16 protein-coding genes are annotated in these 17,453 nt (G+C 67.5%); 7 read left to right on the top strand and 9 right to left on the bottom strand.

The window, feature by feature from the left end; all coding sequences use genetic code 11:
- Positions 1-27 precede the first annotated feature (27 nt).
- Positions 28-1,890: a glutamine--fructose-6-phosphate transaminase (isomerizing) gene (gene glmS / locus KF796_06050; GenBank protein ID MBX3586186.1), complete on the bottom strand. Its 1,863-nt coding sequence runs from the start codon at positions 1,888-1,890 to the stop codon at positions 28-30.
- 123 nt (positions 1,891-2,013) lie between these two features.
- Between glmS and KF796_06045 the strand changes: the two genes are divergently transcribed.
- Positions 2,014-2,538: an Lrp/AsnC family transcriptional regulator gene (locus tag KF796_06045; protein ID MBX3586185.1), complete on the top strand. Its 525-nt coding sequence runs from the start codon at positions 2,014-2,016 to the stop codon at positions 2,536-2,538.
- A gap of 36 nt (positions 2,539-2,574) precedes the next feature.
- Here KF796_06045 and KF796_06040 read toward each other — a convergent pair whose 3' ends face one another.
- The 3 genes from KF796_06040 to glmU form a co-directional block, all read right to left on the bottom strand.
- Positions 2,575-3,171 (bottom strand): hypothetical protein, encoded by a 597-nt coding sequence (locus tag KF796_06040; GenBank protein MBX3586184.1) that lies wholly within the window; start codon positions 3,169-3,171, stop codon positions 2,575-2,577.
- Positions 3,172-3,186: 15 nt separating this feature from the next.
- On the bottom strand, positions 3,187-3,762 hold the full coding sequence (locus KF796_06035; protein ID MBX3586183.1) for a hypothetical protein: 576 nt from the start codon (positions 3,760-3,762) through the stop codon (positions 3,187-3,189).
- Between the two features lie 122 nt (positions 3,763-3,884).
- Complete coding sequence (gene glmU / locus KF796_06030) at positions 3,885-5,288, bottom strand: bifunctional UDP-N-acetylglucosamine diphosphorylase/glucosamine-1-phosphate N-acetyltransferase GlmU (GenBank protein MBX3586182.1); 1,404 nt, start codon at positions 5,286-5,288, stop codon at positions 3,885-3,887.
- 38 nt (positions 5,289-5,326) lie between these two features.
- On the opposite strand from glmU, the gene KF796_06025 reads away from it, so the two are divergent.
- Positions 5,327-6,181: a hypothetical protein gene (locus KF796_06025; protein ID MBX3586181.1), complete on the top strand. Its 855-nt coding sequence runs from the start codon at positions 5,327-5,329 to the stop codon at positions 6,179-6,181.
- Positions 6,182-6,200: 19 nt separating this feature from the next.
- On the opposite strand, the gene KF796_06020 is transcribed toward KF796_06025, so the two are convergent.
- Positions 6,201-6,992: a Crp/Fnr family transcriptional regulator gene (locus KF796_06020; protein MBX3586180.1), complete on the bottom strand. Its 792-nt coding sequence runs from the start codon at positions 6,990-6,992 to the stop codon at positions 6,201-6,203.
- Positions 6,993-7,054: 62 nt separating this feature from the next.
- On the opposite strand from KF796_06020, the gene KF796_06015 reads away from it, so the two are divergent.
- The 4 genes from KF796_06015 to KF796_06000 all read left to right on the top strand — a co-directional run bounded on the left by KF796_06015 (position 7,055) and on the right by KF796_06000 (position 12,458).
- Positions 7,055-7,450, top strand: a complete 396-nt coding sequence (locus KF796_06015; protein ID MBX3586179.1) for a BLUF domain-containing protein — start codon at positions 7,055-7,057, stop codon at positions 7,448-7,450.
- Between the two features lie 226 nt (positions 7,451-7,676).
- Positions 7,677-9,866, top strand: coding sequence for an alkaline phosphatase D family protein (locus KF796_06010; protein ID MBX3586178.1), 2,190 nt, complete (start codon positions 7,677-7,679; stop codon positions 9,864-9,866).
- Entirely contained in the window at positions 9,838-10,539 is a 702-nt protein-coding gene (locus KF796_06005; GenBank protein ID MBX3586177.1) for a response regulator transcription factor, read from the top strand. The genes KF796_06010 and KF796_06005 overlap by 29 nt, the downstream gene beginning before the upstream one ends.
- A gap of 41 nt (positions 10,540-10,580) precedes the next feature.
- Positions 10,581-12,458, top strand: coding sequence for a histidine kinase (locus KF796_06000; protein ID MBX3586176.1), 1,878 nt, complete (start codon positions 10,581-10,583; stop codon positions 12,456-12,458).
- 99 nt (positions 12,459-12,557) lie between these two features.
- Here KF796_06000 and KF796_05995 read toward each other — a convergent pair whose 3' ends face one another.
- From KF796_05995 to KF796_05980, 4 genes are all read right to left on the bottom strand, one after another.
- Positions 12,558-13,958 (bottom strand): hypothetical protein, encoded by a 1,401-nt coding sequence (locus KF796_05995; GenBank protein ID MBX3586175.1) that lies wholly within the window; start codon positions 13,956-13,958, stop codon positions 12,558-12,560.
- 387 nt (positions 13,959-14,345) lie between these two features.
- Complete coding sequence (locus KF796_05990; protein ID MBX3586174.1) at positions 14,346-15,335, bottom strand: MBL fold metallo-hydrolase; 990 nt, start codon at positions 15,333-15,335, stop codon at positions 14,346-14,348.
- A 78-nt stretch (positions 15,336-15,413) separates the two neighbouring features.
- The gene (locus KF796_05985) at positions 15,414-15,896 is read right to left on the bottom strand and encodes a gluconokinase (GenBank protein MBX3586173.1); all 483 of its coding nucleotides are present in this window, start codon (positions 15,894-15,896) and stop codon (positions 15,414-15,416) included.
- Positions 15,897-16,000: 104 nt separating this feature from the next.
- Complete coding sequence (locus KF796_05980; protein ID MBX3586172.1) at positions 16,001-16,600, bottom strand: TetR family transcriptional regulator; 600 nt, start codon at positions 16,598-16,600, stop codon at positions 16,001-16,003.
- Positions 16,601-16,639: 39 nt separating this feature from the next.
- Between KF796_05980 and KF796_05975 the strand changes: the two genes are divergently transcribed.
- Positions 16,640-17,107 carry a TfoX/Sxy family protein gene (locus tag KF796_05975; protein MBX3586171.1) on the top strand — a complete coding sequence of 156 codons (468 nt, stop codon included), beginning with the start codon at positions 16,640-16,642 and terminating at the stop codon, positions 17,105-17,107.
- The last annotated feature ends 346 nt before the right edge of the window (positions 17,108-17,453 follow it).

The following is a 17,453-nucleotide window of genomic DNA, read 5'->3' as shown; positions in this document are numbered from 1 at the left end:
CCAAGGGGCAGGTCATCAGCCTGACGATCACTCCACCGTCACGCTCTTGGCCAGGTTGCGCGGCTTGTCCACATCGGTGCCGCGCGCCACGGCGGTGTGGTAGGCCAGCAGCTGCAGCGGCACCACGTGCAGCAAGGGCGACAGCGGGCCGTAGTGCTCGGGCATGCGGATCACATGCATGCCCTCGCCGCTTTCGATGCGGGTGTCGGCATCGGCCAGCACATACAGCACGCCGCCGCGGGCGCGCACTTCCTGCAGGTTGCTCTTGAGCTTTTCCAGCAGGGTGTCGTTCGGCGCGACGGTGACCACCGGCATTTCGCTGGTCACCAGGGCCAGCGGACCGTGCTTGAGTTCGCCCGCGGCATAGGCCTCGGCGTGGATGTAGGTGATCTCCTTGAGCTTGAGCGCACCTTCCATGGCAATCGGGTAGTGCAGGCCGCGCCCCAGGAACAGCGCATTCTGCTTGCCGGCGAAGTCCTCGGCCCAGCTGATGATCTGGGGCTCCAGCGCCAGCACGGCCTGCAACGCAGCCGGGAGGTGGCGCATGGCTTTCAGGTGGCCGGCTTCGTCGTCTTCGCTGAGCCGGCCCTTGACCTGGGCCAGCGCGAGCGTGAGCAGGAACAGGCCCGCCAGCTGCGTGGTGAACGCCTTGGTGGAGGCCACGCCGATCTCGACGCCCGCGCGCGTGATGTAGGCCAGCTCGCACTCGCGGACCATGGCCGAGGTGCCCACGTTGCAGATGGTGAGCGTGTGCTTCATGCCCAGGCCCTGGGCGTGGCGCAACGCCGCCAGGGTGTCGGCCGTTTCGCCCGACTGGGTGATGGTGACCACCAGGGTGCGCGGGTTGGGCACGGACTGGCGGTAGCGGTATTCGCTGGCAATCTCCACCTGCGTGGGCACGCCGGCAATGCCTTCGAGCCAGTACTTGGCGGTGCAGCCGCTGTAGTAGCTGGTGCCGCAGGCGAGGATCAGCACGGAGTCAATCTCCTTGAACACGCGGTAGGCGCCATCGCCAAACAGCTCGGGGGTGATGCCTTCCACCCCTTCGAGCGTGTCGGCCGTGGCACGCGGTTGTTCGAAGATTTCCTTTTGCATGTAGTGCCGGTAAGGGCCCAGCTCCGCCGCCCCGCTGTGCGCGAGCACCGTCTTGACGGGGCGGGTCACGGGCTTGTGGGCCCGGTCCACCACCCAGTACTTGCCCAGCTGCAGGTCCACCACGTCGCCCTCCTCGAGGTAGACGATCTGGTCGGTCACGCCGGCCAGGGCCATCGCATCGCTGGCCAGGAAGGTTTCGCCGCCATCCGCGCCCACGCCCAGGATCAACGGGGAGCCGGCCCGCGCACCCACCACGCGGTGCGGTTCGTCCTTGCAGAACACCGCGATCGCGTAAGCCCCATGCAGTTGGCGCACGGCGGCCTTCACGGCCTCGAACAGGTCACCGTCGTAAAGACTGTCGACCAGGTGAACGATGACCTCGGTATCCGTCTGGCTGGCGAACACATACCCCTTGGCCTGCAATGCGGCGCGCAATTCGTCGTGGTTCTCGATGATGCCGTTGTGCACCAGGGCCATGCGAGCCGCCCGACCGGGCACGTCGGCTGCGATGTCAACCCCCGGTCCATGGCTGAAATGCGGGTGGGCGTTGTGCACGGCCGGCGCGCCGTGCGTGGCCCAGCGCGTATGGGCGATGCCGGTGGTGCCCTCCACATGGTCGGCCGCCACCTGCTCGAGCAGTTCAGCCACGCGGGCCGTGCTGCGCGTGCGCTGCAGGCCACTGCGGTAGACCGCGACCCCGCAGGAGTCATAGCCCCGGTATTCGAGCCGCTGCAGGCCCTGGACAAGAACGGGAACGATGTTGCGCGCGGAGACCGCGCCGACGATGCCACACATGGATTGCCTCTGGTCATGAATGAAGTGCGCCCAATGTAGGCTCAGCGCCATTAAATTTCAGATCGACTTTTTGTTTTTTGAGAAATAAAATTTCTCTTTCACATATTTATGAATTTTTATTTCATGAATGGATCAATTTCAGAACAAATAGCCGTCGATGCCATCGACTTGCGTCTGCTGGACCTGCTGCAGCGTGATGCCAGCATCAGCAACCAGGCTCTGGCCGAAAGGGTACATGTCTCCGCGCCCACCTGCCTGCGCCGCATCAAGCGGCTGCGCGATGCAGGCCTGATCGAGCGACAGATCGCCATCCTGAGCGACGACCGGCTGGCCCCCCTGCTGGGCCACGGCCTGAATGCCATCGTGGAAATCACGCTGGACCGACAGGGCGCCGAACACCTGGACGCGTTCGAGGCGCGCGTGGCGCCCGATGCCGCCGTGCAGCAATGCTGGCGCGTGTCACCGGGCCCGGACTTTGTGCTGGTGGTGTTTGCCGATGACATGCCCGGCTACCTGGCGCTGGCGCAGCGCCTGTTCACAAGCGATGCGAACGTGCGGAATGTGAAGGCGTTTTTCAGCGTGAAGCGCTCGAAATTCGAGCCGGCCAGGCCACTGACGCGCGGTCAATCCGAGCGCCAGGTGGCCTGAACCTCAACGAGGAGCAGGGCGCTCCTCCCAGGGAGGTTACTTGCGCAGTTCGGGGGAACTGGCGAGCGCCTTCACCAGTTTGGCAAGGGCATCGTTGGTTGCACGGACGGCCGACAATGAAAAATTGCTCTTGAATTCATCAAAGGACGCGCGGCCCTCGCCGTTGACCGTCAAAACCTGCACTGTCTTGCCTTCGCCGTCGGCAATGGTGCAGATCAGTTTCACGGTGAACAGCGTCGGCGGCCAGGTCACGATGCTTTCCGAAAAGGAACTCGTGTTGATCTCCGGGGTAATGAGCAAGGACACGCCATTGCTTTTCATCGCCGCCTTGTCCGTGGGGTTGGCGATCTTCGTCACGCCGCGGAACACTTCGCCAAGCGCGGCATACAGGCCCGGCTCCAGATCGCGGTAGGGGAAATACCGGACCTTGTCACCCCCACCTCCGGGCGTCGTGACTTCGAGCGCGCGAGCCGCGTCAGGGATGTGGTAGCCCACGTTCTTTTCGATCACGGTCACGCCGGCACCCGCCGCCTTGACTGCGGCGAGGTCGGGGTTCATGGTGATCGGATGGGCGCAGCCCACCATGGCGATGCAGGCCCAGACGGCCAGGAGAGACATCAGGATGCGTTTCATGATTCAGCTCCTGGGTTACTTGCGGATGGCCGCAGTGAAGTCCGGGTCCTTGACCAGGGCCGCAATGAGTTTTTGCACCATCACCGGGTAGTTGTTCGCCGCAGCCGGAATGGCCACAGCGCCCATGAATGAGCTTTCCCATTGGTGGTCCACACGCTTGATCTTGTCGAATTTCACCTGGCCATTGGCCCTGACCACAAACCGGGCCTCGATCTGTCCGTCGGCCGTTGAAATGCCGCCGGCATTGATGTTGTTCTTCAGCAAGGCACCGGAGATCTGGACGCCCGACTTGGGGTCATACAGCTTGGCCAGTTCCAGCTCCTGGCGCAACGCCGCCGCCACATAGTCCCCGTAGTTGGCGCCCACCGAGGACACCAGGCTGCTGCCCCTCAAGCCCAGAGAGGTTCCGCCAGGCAGGTCTGCCGCCACGGTGATCGGTCCGGTGCCGACAGGGGCAGCGCCAGACTTCTTGAGCGCCTCCACGTTGTCAATCGACGGGGCATAGTTGGGCGCCGGACTGGCGCACCCCACCATGGCAGCAGACGCGGCCAGAGCCGCGCAGAAAAAGACCTTCCTGATGATGTGAGACATGAAACCCTCGAATGGAATTGTTGATATGTTGGCGCGCCGCGGTTGCAGCGCAGGCGCAATATATCAGTGCCCATGCGCCCGAAGGACGCCGCATTCTCCATTCGATCGGGCCTGGAAATCTGCTAGCGGGGCGTCGCCTTCTTCGGCCGCTGCCAGTTGTCAATGCTCATCTGCTTGCCACGCGCCACGCTGAGCGCGCCGGCAGGCGTGCTTTTGGTGATGGTGGACCCGCCCCCCACGGTGCCCCCAGCGCCGATGGTCACGGGGGCCACCAGCACGCAGTTGCTGCCCACGTGCACGTCGTCCTCGATCACGGTGCGGTGCTTGTTGGCGCCGTCGTAGTTGGCGGTGATGCTGCCGGCGCCGTAGTTCACGCGCTCGCCCACCGTGGCGTCGCCCAGGTAGGCCAGGTGATTGGCCTTGGCGCCGGCGGCCAGCGTGGAGTTCTTCACTTCCACGAAATTGCCGATGTGCACCTCGCTGCCCAACACGGCACCGGGACGCAGGCGCGCAAACGGGCCAATCAGCGCGCCCTCGCCCACGCGCACGCCGGCCTTTTCGCCGTCGATGTGGGTGAAGGGGTGGATCACCGCGCCGGCCAGGATGGTGGCGTTCGCGATCACGCAGTTGGCGCCGATGCGCACGCCATCGCCCAGCGACACACTGCCTTCGAACACGCAGTTGACGTCAATCTCCACATCCTGGCCGCAGCCCAGCGTGCCGCGCACGTCAAACCGCGCCGGGTCGGCCAGCCGCACGCCCTGGTCCATGAGCGCGCGCGCATGGCGCAGCTGGTAGGCGCGCTCCAGCTCGGCCAGCTGCACGGGGCTGTTCACGCCATCCACCTGGACCTTGTCGCCGGTGCGCGTGGCCACCACGTCAGCGCCGTCGTCCACGGCAAATTTGACGATGTCGGTCAGGTAGTACTCCCCCTGCACGTTGTCGTTGGTCAGCCGCGCCAGCCAGCGCTTGAGCAGCGCGGCGGGCAGGGCCATCACGCCGGTGTACACCTCGCGGATCTGGCGCTGCTGGGCATCGGCGTCCTTGTGTTCCACGATGGCAAACACCGCGTCGCCCGAGCGGATGATGCGCCCGTAGCCCGAGGGGTCCGGCATCTCCACGGTGAGCAGGGCCAGGCGCTTGCCCCCGCAATCGGTGATCAGCCCACGCAAGGTGGACGCCTCGATCAGCGGCACGTCGCCATTGAGGATCAGCGCAATGCCGTCATCAGGCAGCACCGGCAGGGCCTGCTGCACGGCGTGGCCCGTGCCCAGCTGCGGCTCCTGGCGCACAAAGGCGGGCGGCGCAGTGCCCGCCGCGGCCGCCCAGCGCACCAGGGCCGCCTCGACCTCGGGGGCGCCGTGGCCGGTGATCACCACCACATGCCGCGCCTTCAGGCACGCCGCCGTGTCAATCACGTGCTGCACCAGTGCACGGCCGGCCAATCGGTGCAACACTTTGGGCAACCGGCTTTTCATGCGCGTGCCCTTGCCCGCTGCCATGATCACCACATCCACTGCTGTCATAGGTTCCTCTTTTGTCACTCAAGCCGATCACTTCAACCCTGGCCCGGATTATCGGCCTGCTGGCCCTGGCGGTGGGGCTCAGCGCCTGTAGCGCCATCAAGCTGGGCTACAACAATGCGGCCGAGCTGACCTACTGGTGGCTGGATGGCTACCTGGATTTCACCGATGAGCAGGCCCCGCGCGTGCGCGAGGACCTGGCGCGCCTGCACCGCTGGCACCGCGAAAACGAGCTGCCGCGCTACGCGCAGTTGCTGCAGCGGCTGGAGCAGATGCTGCCGCAGGAGGTCAGCGCCGCCGAGGTCTGCGCCGTGGCGGGCGACATTGAGCAGCGCCTCACCGCCCTGTCGGCGCAGGCCGAGCCCGCCGTGGTTGCCACCGCGCTGGGGCTGGACGGCGAACAGTTGCAGCACCTGCAGCGGCGCTACGAGCGCAACAACGCCGACTACCGCAAGGACTGGCTGGCCCTGGACGAGGCCGGGCAGCAGGACAAGCGCTTCAAGCTGCTGCTGGAGCGCAGCGAAATGATCTACGGTACCCTGGCCGCGCCCCAGCAGGAGGTGCTGCGCCAGCAGGTGGCGCAATCCAGCTTCGATGCCCGCCAGTTCGACACCGAGCGCCAGCGGCGCCAGCGCGATGCGCTGCAGACGCTGCGCTCGCTGACCACCCCTCCCATGCCTCCGGGCGAGGCGGTCCTGGCCATGCGCGGTTACCTGGCGCGCGCCCGGCATTCGCCCAACCCGGTCTGGCGGCGCCAGCAGGAACTGTTGCTGCAGGAGGGCTGCCGCACCTTCGCGGCGCTTCACAACAGCACCACGGCGGCGCAGCGTGACAGCGCGGTGCGCCGCCTGCGCGCCTACCGGCGCGATCTGGACGAGCTGGCCGCCGCCCGTTAGCGCTGCCGGCCGCCCACGCTCAGATCAGCGGACTCACGCGCAGCGGCCGCTCGTAGTAGTCAGCCAGATGCTCGAGCGCGTGCGGGTCCAGGATCCGCAGCCGCCCGTCCTCCAGCCGGTGCAGCCCCAGGCGATGCAGGCGGCGCAGCGTCTTGTTGGTGTGCACCAGCGACAGGCCCAGCACATCGGCGATGTGCTGCTGCGTGAGCGGGAACGGCAGCTCGGCGTTCACGGCCATGCCCAGGCGGTCGGCGCGGCGGTACAGGTGGATCAGCAGCATGGCCACCCGCTCCAGGGCGCTGCGGCGCCCGGCGGTCAGCAGGTGCTGGTCCACCCAGTGTTCCTCGCGCGCCGCCAGCCAGGTCACGTCATAGCCCAGCCGCGGGAACGCCTGGAACATCGGCCACAGGCCACTGAGCGGGAACACGCACAGCTGCACGTCGGTCAGGGCCTCCACGCCGGGCGTGTCGCCGTCGGCAAACTTCTCCTGCAGCCCGATGAAGTCGCCCGGCAGCAGGAAGTTGAGAATCTGGCGGCGCCCGTCGCGCAGCGTCTTGTACCGGAAGGCCCAGCCCGAATACAGCGTGAAAAGATGGGTGCCCCCTTGCCGCTCGGCAATGATCGGGGCGCCGGCCGCCAGGGCCTGCGTCTTGCGGCGAAATTGCTGGATGTGCTCGATCTCGGCGGGCTGCAGGGCGCCGAACGCCTCCAGCGGCCGCAGCCGGCAATCGCGGCACTCCCTGGGTGGGCTGCTCTGGGGCGACGGGGGCTCGGTGGGGCTCACGCGGTGAAGTGTAGCGACCTGGCCCATGTCTTTTGACATTGCGGGCAGGCCCGCCCCGCTCCTACACTGCGCGCCTTCAGGGAAACAACATGACCAAACTCTACGGGGTGCTCTACACGAGCACACTCTCGGCCACAGCCGGCATTTCCGTGGTGCCGGCCATTCTGACCGTGGCACGCGCGCGCAACCAGCGCGACGGCGTCACCGGCGTGCTGGTATTCGACGGGCAGAACTTCTGCCAGTACATCGAGGGCGAACGGGCCAGCATCCGGGCGTGCATGGACCGCATCTTTGACGACACGCGGCACACGGATATCGAGCTGAGCCATGACGGAGCCATCGCGGATCGCCACTTCAAGCGCTTCCTGACTGGCTATGCCAGCCCGGACGGGGAAGACCTTGTCGGCAGCGTACGTGGGTTGAGCGGCCTGCCCGCCCTGGACCGGCTGCTGGGCCTGCTGCCAGGGCTGGATCTGGACCTCTGACGCGGTCCGGTTTGCTTCTTTTTTGATAGCGCAAGATGGCCGCCAGTCCTGGACTACAAGCCTTTTTGACCTGAAAACGCCCCCAAAACCGTCAACCCGGTGCCGGCCGTGGTGGAAAGCAGCTTTTCGCGGCCGCGCATCCCACAATCTGACGATGCACGCGGCTTGCCTTGCTGGCAGGCTGTGTGTCACGATCCCCAACCGCCAGACCCCGCGCGATCACCCCATGAAAATCGCCTTCACCTCCTGCATGGACGCCGAGCGCGCGCCGCGCCAACCCGTCTGGCAGGCCATCCAGCGCGAGGCGCCCGATGTGCTGATGCTGCTGGGCGACCAGATCTACATGGACTGGGGCCTGTCCGTTGCCCGCCTTCCCCAGTGGAAACGGATCATCGAGCGCAAGGGCCCGGCAGGGTTGCAATTGTTTGCCCAGGACATGCACAGGCGCTACGCCCTTCAGTGGCAGGTTCCGGAATTCCAGCGCCTGATGCGATGGTTCTCCACCGCGCGCAACCCCGACCATCTGCTGGTCACCTGGGACGAGCACGATCTGGCCTGGAACAACGCCTATGGCGAAGGCGTGGACGGCAACGGCAATGACGACCGGACCGTGCCGGGCGCCGTCAGGGCCGTGGCCCAGCACCTGTTCCGCCAGTTTGTGGCCGTGCTGCGCAACCCCGATGCCGCTGCCGCGTACCCCGCCCTGGACCTGCCAGCCGATTGCAGCCACCTGCCCGCGCCATCGCACGGTGTCGAAGGCAAACCCTTTGACCTGAACGGCGTGCGCTTTGTGCTGCTGGACGAGCGCAGCTACCGGACCCACCGCGACCACCCCGACAGCAACGCCCCCCGGGCCCACCTGCTCGGCGCCCGCCAGCAGGCCATGCTGTTCGGCGCGCTGGGGCAGGCCGACCTGACCGTGGTGGCCGGGTCGTCACCCCTGCGCCATGGCTACCTGCTCGGCCACCAGGGGTGGTCCGCACCGCCAGATGCCCAGGGCCGCTCGCGCGACTACCCCGACTACCAGGCCTTTCAGGACGCCGCCAGCGCCAGCGGCAAGGCGGTGCTGTACCTGGCCGGGGACATCCACAAGAACGCCTGGGGCGGCCGTATTGGCACCAGCCCCGTCGTGCAGGCCGTTTCATCGGGCGCGGCCCTGGGCAACGTGCTCCTCAAACGGTTCGCGCCCTGCTACGGCATGGTGACGGTGGGCGCCGACGGTGACCTGGCGGCGGGCCAGGTTCGCGTGGCCCTGAAGCGACTGGATAGCGACCCGCCCAACCCCGATGCGCCGGGTGTGGACAGCCTGCGCCTGTTGCGCTACGACGCCAACGGCTGGCAGGGCCCCATCCCCGCGGCCGATGGCGACGCCGTGCGCTTCGAAGGCGTCGCTTCGCTGGACCGCGAAGTCAGCGTGCTGTGCCTGCGGGGGCGCACCGCCGCGTTTGCCAATGCACCCGGCCCGCTTGAATTCAATGGCGACAACTTTGAAAGCCTGTACCGGGCCGACGCGGCGCAGACCCAGGACGAGTATCCCGAAGTGGTCCGCCTCGGGCCCGTTCCCGGGGGTTTGCGGATGCGCGCCCAGCGCAGCGTCAACGATGCCGCCCCCATGGATGCGCTTTTGCATGAAGCCTTCGGCCGGGCCCGCGACCAGCAGCGCGCGGCGGTGGTCCTGTATGTGCATGGCTTTGGCAAGGACTTTGCCGACGCCGTGGGCCAGGGCCTGGCGCTTGCCCGCAAATATGAGGTGGAAACCATCCCTGTCAGCTGGGCCGCCGGGGAGGGCAGTGGCCTGCTGGGCCTGCTGGGGGCGGTACTGCAGGGCCAGCGGGAAGCCGAAGATTTCGCAACCACCGGGCGCCTGCGCCGCGCGGTCCTCGCCTTTGGGCGGGTCGGCCTGGCCTACCCCGGCATTCGCAAGGTGATCGTGGTGCGCAGCCTGGGCAGCCTGCCCTTCGTTGGCGGGATGAGCACCTTTGCCTCGCCAGCCGCCCTGGCCGCCGAATGGGGGCACCCGCCCCATGAGGTGATTGACCGCCTCGTGCTCTCGTCCGCGGCCGTTCCCGTCAACCGGCACAACAAATGGCTGTCGGGCTGGGGCCTGCCGGCCTGCGTCACCATCAACCGCGACGACGCCCGGCTCAAGATCTACAACTGGCTGGAAATCGGCCAGGTGCCGCTGGGCATGAGCGAGCCCATGCTCAGCAAGCTGGGCGACCAGGCCCGCTATTTCGACTGCACCGCGCTCGACGGCGTCGGACTGGACCACGACTACCTGCTGCGCGACCAGCTCAATCCGGCGCTCGAGGCCCTGAACCGCGCCATGGTGCGCGGCGAGCCCATGGCGCCGCCTTTCGACGGCTTCGACGCCGTGACGGCACACGATGCCTTCTACACGGCACGCCATGCCTGAGGCCGCCGGGATCAGCGTCGCACTGGTCGAGGACGAGCCCGGCACGCGCGAGCGGTTCGAGCGCGTGATCCTTGGCCACGCTCCCCTGCGGCTGCTGCATTCCTGCGCCCGCGCCGCCGACATGCTCAGCTGGCTGCGTGACCACCCGGTCGATGTGCTGCTGGTGGACCTGGGCCTGCCCGATGGATCGGGGATTGACGTGATCCGCCAGTGCCGGCACCTTCAGCCCGCCTGTGAAATCATGGTCATCACCATGTTCGGCGATGAAGCGAACATGCTCAACGCTTTTGGTGCCGGCGCGCGCGGCTACCTGCTGAAGGACGGCACCGAAGAAGACCTGGCGGGCCACATCGTCCATCTGCGTCGTGGCGGATCCCCCATGTCGCCCATCATCGCGCGCCAGTTGCTGATGCGTCTTGCGCCGGCGCCGTCAGCCCAGCCGGCTTCGGCCGAAGCGCTGCAGGCCGGCACGGCCCGGTTGCTGTCACCCAAGGAGACCGAGGTGCTCGGCCTGGTCGCCCGGGGCTTCAGCTACCCGGAGACCGCCAGCCTGCTTGGCATTTCTGTCCACACCGTGCACAGTCATGTCCGCAACATCTACGGCAAGCTCAGTGTGAACTCCAAGACCGAAGCCATCTTCGAAGCCCGCCAGCTCGGGCTTCTGGCGCCTTGACCCCGGCGTGGTTGGCGCTCGGGCTGCTGTTGTGGTCCGTCATGGGCGTCCCACTCCAGGCCCAGCCAAACGACCCGCCCCCGGATGCCCGGGGCATCCGGGTCATGGACAGTGCCTGGGCGCAGCTGCAGCCCCAACGCGGCGCGGCACTGCAGCGCTCACTGAAGCTCTCGCACCGCTGGGACGACGAGTTTCCTGGCCAGGGTGGCACGGCCACCTACCGCATCACCCTGCCGCCCCGCCAGGGCGATGAAGACATGGCCTTGCTGTTTTCCCGCGTGGGCAACCAGGCCCAGGTCGCCATCAACGGGCTGGTGCGGCTGAAGCTGGGCCAGTTGGGCAACCCCTGGCGTGACGCCGCCAAGACCGTGCACCTGCTGGAGGTGCCGGCCCGCTGGCTGTCGGCCGCCGGCCCCAATGAACTCGTCGTTCAGGTCACGACCCAGGCCGCGCGCTGGGGCGGGTTATCCACGGTGCAGTACGGGCCGGCGGCCGCGGTGAGCGCGGAGTTCGCCACCCAGCGCCAGTGGCGGTACGTGGCGCCGCTGGTGTTCTGCGTGGCCTTTGGCCTCATGGGCCTGATGGCGCTGGCGCTGTGGTCCCGCCTGCGCGACCCGATTTTTGCGTGCTTTGCCGCAGCGGCGCTGCTGGGCATCTTTCGCAATCTGGACCGGGTGTGGCCCGAAGTGCCCGTGCCCTGGCCGGCCTGGGGCATGGTCACGGCCACGGCCTACGCCTGGCACCTGGCGCTGATGTGCCTGTTCGCCTTGCAGGCACTGGGCCTGCAAGGCCGCCGGACCAGCCGGGTCATCCTGGCCTATTTGCCGGTGTCACTGGTCCTGGTGGTGCTGGCTTTTTCAGTGCCCTGGCCGGCGGCATGGACACTGGCGCTCGCGGCGCTGGCCCCGGTGGGCGCGATCACCTGGGGCCTTGTGTTGCGAACGGCCTGGCGCCCTGACGACGGGCACCGGGTGACCGCTTGGCTGCTGGCGCTGGCGGGCGGTGCCGCCATCCTGGCGGGCCTGCACGACCTGGGCCTGGTGCGCCTGGGGCTGGGTGGACCGTCGCGCTTCTCACTCACCCCGCACGCGATGTTCCTCTTCGTGGTCATCATGGCCGGCATCATCGTGGACCGGTATGCCCGCAATGCCCGCAACCTGCAGACGCTCAACCACACCCTGGAGGCGCGCATCGACGCGCGGGAACGCGAGCTCCACCAGGCCTTTGGTGAACTGGAAGCCCGGCGCGCCGCCCAGGTCACGGCCAATGAACGCCAGCGGATCCTGCGCGACCTGCATGACGGCGTGGGTGCCCAGCTGGTGGGCCTGCTCAACCTGGTCAAGCAACCGGGGACGCGCCCCGCCCTGCTCGAGGAGCAGGTCAAGGCCGCGCTCGATGAGATGCGGCTGGCCGTGGACTCCATGCAGATCAGCGACGGCGACCTGACCACGGCCCTGGCCACCTTGCGCTACCGGGTTCAGCCGCGGCTGCAAGCGGCCGGACTGACCCTGCACTGGGACGTGCAGGAGTTACCGGTGCTGGCCGGCATGGGCCCCCGCACCGTTCTGCAAGTGCAGCGCATCGTGCTGGAGGCGCTGACCAATGTGCTCAAGCATGCCCACGCCAGCGCCGTGTGGGTGCATTGCGCGCCGGCCGTGGACGCCACGGGCTGGTTGCTCACCGTGGCGGACGATGGCTGCGGCCTGCCCGAGGGGAGCCGCGTCGAGCCCGGTAGCGAGAGCGCTGCCGATGGTGGCCCCACCAGCCTGCGGCGCGCGGGCGAAGGCATGGCCAGCATGCGGGCACGCGCCCACAGCATCGGGGCCTCGCTGCAATGGGCGCCACGCGTTGGCGGCGGCACCGTCGTGCAGCTGGGCTGGTCCGGCCTGCCGGATGGCAAACGGCCTTCGCCCGCCTGACCTCCATCCGCCGCCGGACGCAACACAGCTCGTTCAGGGGTTGTGCGGCAGGTCAAAAAAAGCCGCCCGGAGGCGGCCTGAAGGACTTGCAATCCGAGCTCACTGGAAGTCAACAAGGTACAGAAGCCAGCCCCCATTGCGGTCGGTGTACTGCAAGGCGACCTCACCAAAGGTCTTGGCACTGGTGGCGGCGTTTTTGCCCTTGATCGCCAGGGTGGCACTGGTGGCGGTCGGGCCCGGGTAGAAAAAGTCGATCTCGCGCGTTCGCGGCCAGCCGCTCGCCCCTGCCCCGGTGTTCGGGCCCTGTCCGAACACATAAAGGTTGGCCAGGGCCACAGGCTGCCCCCCGGCGGGGACTTTCACGCTCAAACCACCCAGCGTCAGGTTGCCGCCCGCCCCGGTGAACGCCGTGGCCAGCTGGACGTCGCTCAGGGAGTTGCTGGACCAGTCCGGGTACTGCGCGGCGGCAGCCGACATTTCCGCAAAGGTGTAAGGCAGGCGGGTCAGCACGGCGGTGTAGGTGCCAATGGGCGTCTTGCCAAGCTGCCCGTTGACCGTCTTCCAGCCATCGTCGTTGTACACCGCGAAGGTGTAGGTGCCGCCGGCGACCCAGCCCTGTGCCGCAAAGGCGTTGTCGGCCGCGGTGATCGCCGCGGTATCGGTCGAGGTCTTCGGGCTCAGCGCACGGCCCACATTGTCCAGGGTCGAGCCATTGTTGGGACAGTCCGCCGCGATGGCCGACGTGATGGTGCCGCCGCCTTGAGTGCAGGCCCTGAAGGTGTCCTCGTCACGCCAGTTGGCCTGGCCCACTTTCCCCGCAAACAGCGGGTCGTCACGCATCACCCGCGGCGAGACCAGCTTCCACGAGAACGGCGTTCCGTCCGCGGCCGCCGGACCGGGGCCGGTCACGACGACATAGGTGGCCACCCTGGCCGGGTCCGTCACCACAAACCGGATGTCGCGCCGGACCGACTCGTTCGTCCCGGCCCCCGTGGCGATCGAGGCAACCGAGGTGTCAACATTGCGGGCCTGCACGGCCACCTGCACCTTGCGCTGGTTGCCAAGCAGGCGCATGGCGGTGCTGACGGCGCCCGTGGCGCACAGGCCCGAGGTACTGCCCGTGACCAGGGTCTGGAACACCCTTGTGGCCACGGTGCCGTCCCTGTAGGTGATGTCGTAGCGCACATCCACCTCCTTGCGGGTGGAGCCATCGGCATTGGTGACATCGCGCTCCGCCACCAAGCTCACGTTGTCACGCGTGGAACCCACATCAAAAGCCTGGGACTGCTGGTAGACCGAAAGATTGTTGTCAATGTCGCTGACGATGTAGGCCTTGCTCTCGCCGTTGTGCAGGTAGCACCCGTCGTTGAACTGGGTCGCCAGGGCACCTGAAGCCGGCAAGGCTGTGGCGCGGCTGGCGTCCAGGTTGGCCAGCAGCGCCTTGGCCTGATCCAGCGAACTGGTGGGCGCTGGAGCGGGCGTTGGGGCAGGCGCTGGCACCGGCCCGGGCGCCGGTGAGGGCGAAGGCGAAGGAGACGGGGAAGGAGTTGGGGAAGGAGCCGGCGATGGAGATGGAGATGGCGATGGCGTGGGGGCGGGAGCAGGTGAAGGCGACGGCGCGGGCGCCTGACTGCCATCTCCGGACGGCGACGGGGCCGGGTTGGACGCCACGTCGGAGCCACCCCCTCCGCAGGCCACGAGCGCCAGCATCAGGGTGGCGATGGTCGCCATGGAGGCGCTCCGGCGCCTGAGGGTCGGGGAAGGGGAATGCATTGACGACCTCCTTTGTGAAACGCAGCAATGCGGGGCATGACACCATGTCAAGCCCTCATGCTGCGCTGCTCACCGGAGCGGCGCATCCCCAGATTTAGCGATGGGCAGGCCGGCTCAGGCCTGCAGCGCGTCCCACATTTCCTTGTCGCGCTCGGCGGTCCAGATGCGCGGGTTCTTGATGCCCTTGGCTTCGTCGTAGGCCCGGCTCACGTCAAACGGCAGGCAGTGTTCGTAGATGAACACATGGCCGAACACCGGGTCCATGGCCTTGCGGGTGTGGGCCATGGCGGCCTTGAGGTCCATGTTGGCGGCGGCGGCTTCCTTGCCCGCGGCAAACAGCGTGGTGACCCAGCGCTGGGTGTAGTCGAGCGCCTTGTTGACATCGGCGTTGCCCTTCATGGCCTCGCCGCGGCCGGGCACGATGTACTCGGCCTTGAGGGCGCGCAGGGCCTCGAGCGTGGCGGGCCATTCCTCGAGCTGGGCGTCGCCGGTGTAGACCCCGGCCTCGTACTCGACCAGGTCGCCGCTGAACAGCACCTTTTCCTGTTCGACCCAGGCAATCGTGTCGCCGCGCGTGTGGCCGTAGCCGGGGCTCCAGATCTGCACCTTGACGCCGCCCAGGTCGAGCGTGAGCTTGCCGGGCACCTCGCCCCTGGTGGCGTCGCCGCCGCCAATCACCATGGTGGGCCAGGTCAGGCCGGGCACGCCCTCGGCGCCACGGAACAGGCGTGGAAAGCGCTCCATCTCGCTTTGCATGTCTTCCTTGCCGCGCTCGATGATCAGGTCCAGCGTGCCCTGGCTGGCAATGATCTCGGTCGCGCCCTCGGCCGCGTAGGCGCTGGCGCCCAGCACGCGCACCGCGTGGTAGTGCGTGAGCAGCACGTACTTGATGGGCTTGTCGGACACGGTGCGGATCTTGGCAATCAGATCGCGCGCCATGTCGGGCGTGGCCGTGCAGTCGCTGACCATGATGAACTGGTCGCCAATGATCACGCCGGAATTGGGGTCGCCCTCGGCGGTGTAGGCCCAGCAATGGGCACTGAGCTGCTCGAAGGTGATTTTCTTGTCGGCCAGGTCGGCCTGGCTGGCGAATGCTTTGGACATGCTGTCTCCTGTCGTGGGTGGGCGTTGCAAGGAATCGTCGAATTTTACCTAATCGTAATCAATTACGCATTGTTGAATTCAAAGTCCTTGCGCGGGGCGCACCCAGGCGGCCGCCCGCCGCGCCAGTTCGTCAAGCGGCATCGTGGCATCCAGCACCAGCACGCCCGCCTCGGCCGCCGGGTCCTGCAGTGCCTCGAACTGGCTGGCCACCAGGCTGGGCGGGTAGAAATGGCCAGGGCGCGCGGCCACGCGGCGCAAGGATTCAGCCTCGCTGAGGGACAGGTGCACAAAGCGCAGGCCCGGCACCGCACTGCGCAGCGTGTCGCGGTAGGCGGCCTTGAGCGCCGAGCAGGCCAGCACCGCGCCGTCCGGCCGGCGGGCCAGCTCCGCGCCCAGGGTGACCAGCCAGTCGGCCCGGTCGTCGTCGGTCAGCGCAATGCCCTGCTCCATCTTGTGGATGTTGCGCTTGGGGTGGAAGTTGTCGCCTTCAATCAGCGGCAGCGCCAACAGCGCCGCCAGCCGCTGCCCGACGGCCGACTTGCCGCAGCCAGCGACGCCCATGACCACCAGGTGGCAAGCCCCCACGCTTGTCACTGCGTGTACTGCGCTGCCCCCCAAGGGGGCCTTCGCGCCTTGGGGCGGCCCGGCGTCGCTCATGGCCGTGCTCATCCCGCCAGGCCGCGTTCAAGCATGGCCACCACCTCTTCGGCAAAGGCGGCGTAGCTCATGGCACCACCGGGGCGCAGCCAGGTGAAGGTCCAGTTGATCATGCCAAACAGCATCATGGTCACGGCCGTCTGGTTCACCGGGTTCAGCCGCTGCGGGTAGGCGCGGCGCAGGAAGCGCGTGACCGCCGAGACCACGTCGCGCTGGCGGTTCAGGATCAGCTCGCGCTGCTCGTCCCCCAGGAATTGGGTGTCATGCAGCAGCGCCACATGGCGCGTGGCCGAGGTTTCGTACTCTTCGAGAAAGCTGCGGATCAGCTCGTGCACGGCCGCCCGGTCGTCCAGGTTGCGGCGCTGGGCCGTGGCCTCGGCCTGGCCAATGATGGCCAGCAGGCGCTGGGTGTAGCGGTCCAGCAGGTCGAACAGGATGGCTTCCTTGCTCCCGTAGTAGTGGTACAGCCGGGCCTTGCTGGTGCCACCGGCCGCGGCAATGTCGTTCATGCTGGCGGCGGGGTAGCTTTGCCGCGCGAAGCACTGGGCGGCGATGTCGAGGATCTCCTCGCGCTTGAGTTCGTGCTGCTGCGATTTGGGGCGGGCCATGGCTCGCGATTATCGCGGCGCCCTGCTATCGTCCGCCCCATGGCTTCCCCTGCTACTGACTTTGCCGACTACTGCTGCGAACTGCTGTCCAGCGTCGGCCCCTGCGAACGCAAGCGCATGTTCGGCGGTTTTGCCATCAGCACCGATGGCCTGACCATCGCCTGGGTGCTGGACCTGGGCGCGGGCGAAACCCTCTGGCTCAAGGCCAATGAAGAAACCCGCGGACTCTACGAGGCCGCGGGTTGTGCGCGTTTCACCTACCAGGCGAAAGGGGTGGAAAGGTCGGTCAACTACTACAGCGCGCCCGGGGACGCGATGGAGTCGCCTCAGCTCATGGCGCCGTGGGCGCGGCAGGCCTTGGCCTGCGCGTTGAAGGCACAGGCCTCCAAAACCGTGCGGTCGCGGCCCGCCACCAGGTCGCCGGCCACGCCCACCAGGCCACCGGCCAGGCGGCCCACCGCGCCCAGGCCCAGCACCAGGGCCAGCCGCAAGTCAGCCAAAGGCTGAACCACGGCCATTTGCCAGCGGCCCGCGGCACGCAGGGGCTCACGCACCTTCAGGGGCATGGGTTCCCAGTTGAAATAGGCCGGGGCCTCGCGGCAGCTGGCACTGGACTCGGCCACCAGCCGCTGACCCGCCTGCACCGTGATCTGCTCGCCGGCGTGCAGGAAGTGGTCACCCGACTCGTTGCCGGCACCCGTGAACGGGCCGTCGAAGGTGACCCAGAGGCCGCCATGCGCGACCCGCAGCACACCGTCCTCGCGGGGGCGCAGGGTGATGGCCCGGCCGGCGCCCAGCTTCCACGTGCCGGACAATGCGGCGGCAGCCAGGGATTGTTGCGATTGTGTAAGCG

Origin of the sequence: Ramlibacter sp., assembly GCA_019635435.1 — a bacterium.
Classification (GTDB): domain Bacteria; phylum Pseudomonadota; class Gammaproteobacteria; order Burkholderiales; family Burkholderiaceae_C; genus JAHBZM01.
This window is presented reverse-complemented; position numbering and strand designations above follow the sequence as displayed.

Coding starts and splice junctions, on each gene's coding strand:
- glmS (MBX3586186.1), bottom strand. CDS start 1,890: ATGTGTGGCATCGTCGGCGCGGTCTCCGCGCGCAACATCGTTCCCGTT.
- KF796_06045 (MBX3586185.1), top strand. CDS start 2,014: ATGAATGGATCAATTTCAGAACAAATAGCCGTCGATGCCATCGACTTG.
- KF796_06040 (MBX3586184.1), bottom strand. CDS start 3,171: ATGAAACGCATCCTGATGTCTCTCCTGGCCGTCTGGGCCTGCATCGCC.
- KF796_06035 (MBX3586183.1), bottom strand. CDS start 3,762: ATGTCTCACATCATCAGGAAGGTCTTTTTCTGCGCGGCTCTGGCCGCG.
- glmU (MBX3586182.1), bottom strand. CDS start 5,288: ATGACAGCAGTGGATGTGGTGATCATGGCAGCGGGCAAGGGCACGCGC.
- KF796_06020 (MBX3586180.1), bottom strand. CDS start 6,992: ATGGGCCAGGTCGCTACACTTCACCGCGTGAGCCCCACCGAGCCCCCG.
- KF796_06015 (MBX3586179.1), top strand. CDS start 7,055: ATGACCAAACTCTACGGGGTGCTCTACACGAGCACACTCTCGGCCACA.
- KF796_06010 (MBX3586178.1), top strand. CDS start 7,677: ATGAAAATCGCCTTCACCTCCTGCATGGACGCCGAGCGCGCGCCGCGC.
- KF796_06005 (MBX3586177.1), top strand. CDS start 9,838: ATGCCTTCTACACGGCACGCCATGCCTGAGGCCGCCGGGATCAGCGTC.
- KF796_06000 (MBX3586176.1), top strand. CDS start 10,581: ATGGGCGTCCCACTCCAGGCCCAGCCAAACGACCCGCCCCCGGATGCC.
- KF796_05990 (MBX3586174.1), bottom strand. CDS start 15,335: ATGTCCAAAGCATTCGCCAGCCAGGCCGACCTGGCCGACAAGAAAATC.
- KF796_05985 (MBX3586173.1), bottom strand. CDS start 15,896: ATGGGCGTCGCTGGCTGCGGCAAGTCGGCCGTCGGGCAGCGGCTGGCG.
- KF796_05980 (MBX3586172.1), bottom strand. CDS start 16,600: ATGGCCCGCCCCAAATCGCAGCAGCACGAACTCAAGCGCGAGGAGATC.
- KF796_05975 (MBX3586171.1), top strand. CDS start 16,640: ATGGCTTCCCCTGCTACTGACTTTGCCGACTACTGCTGCGAACTGCTG.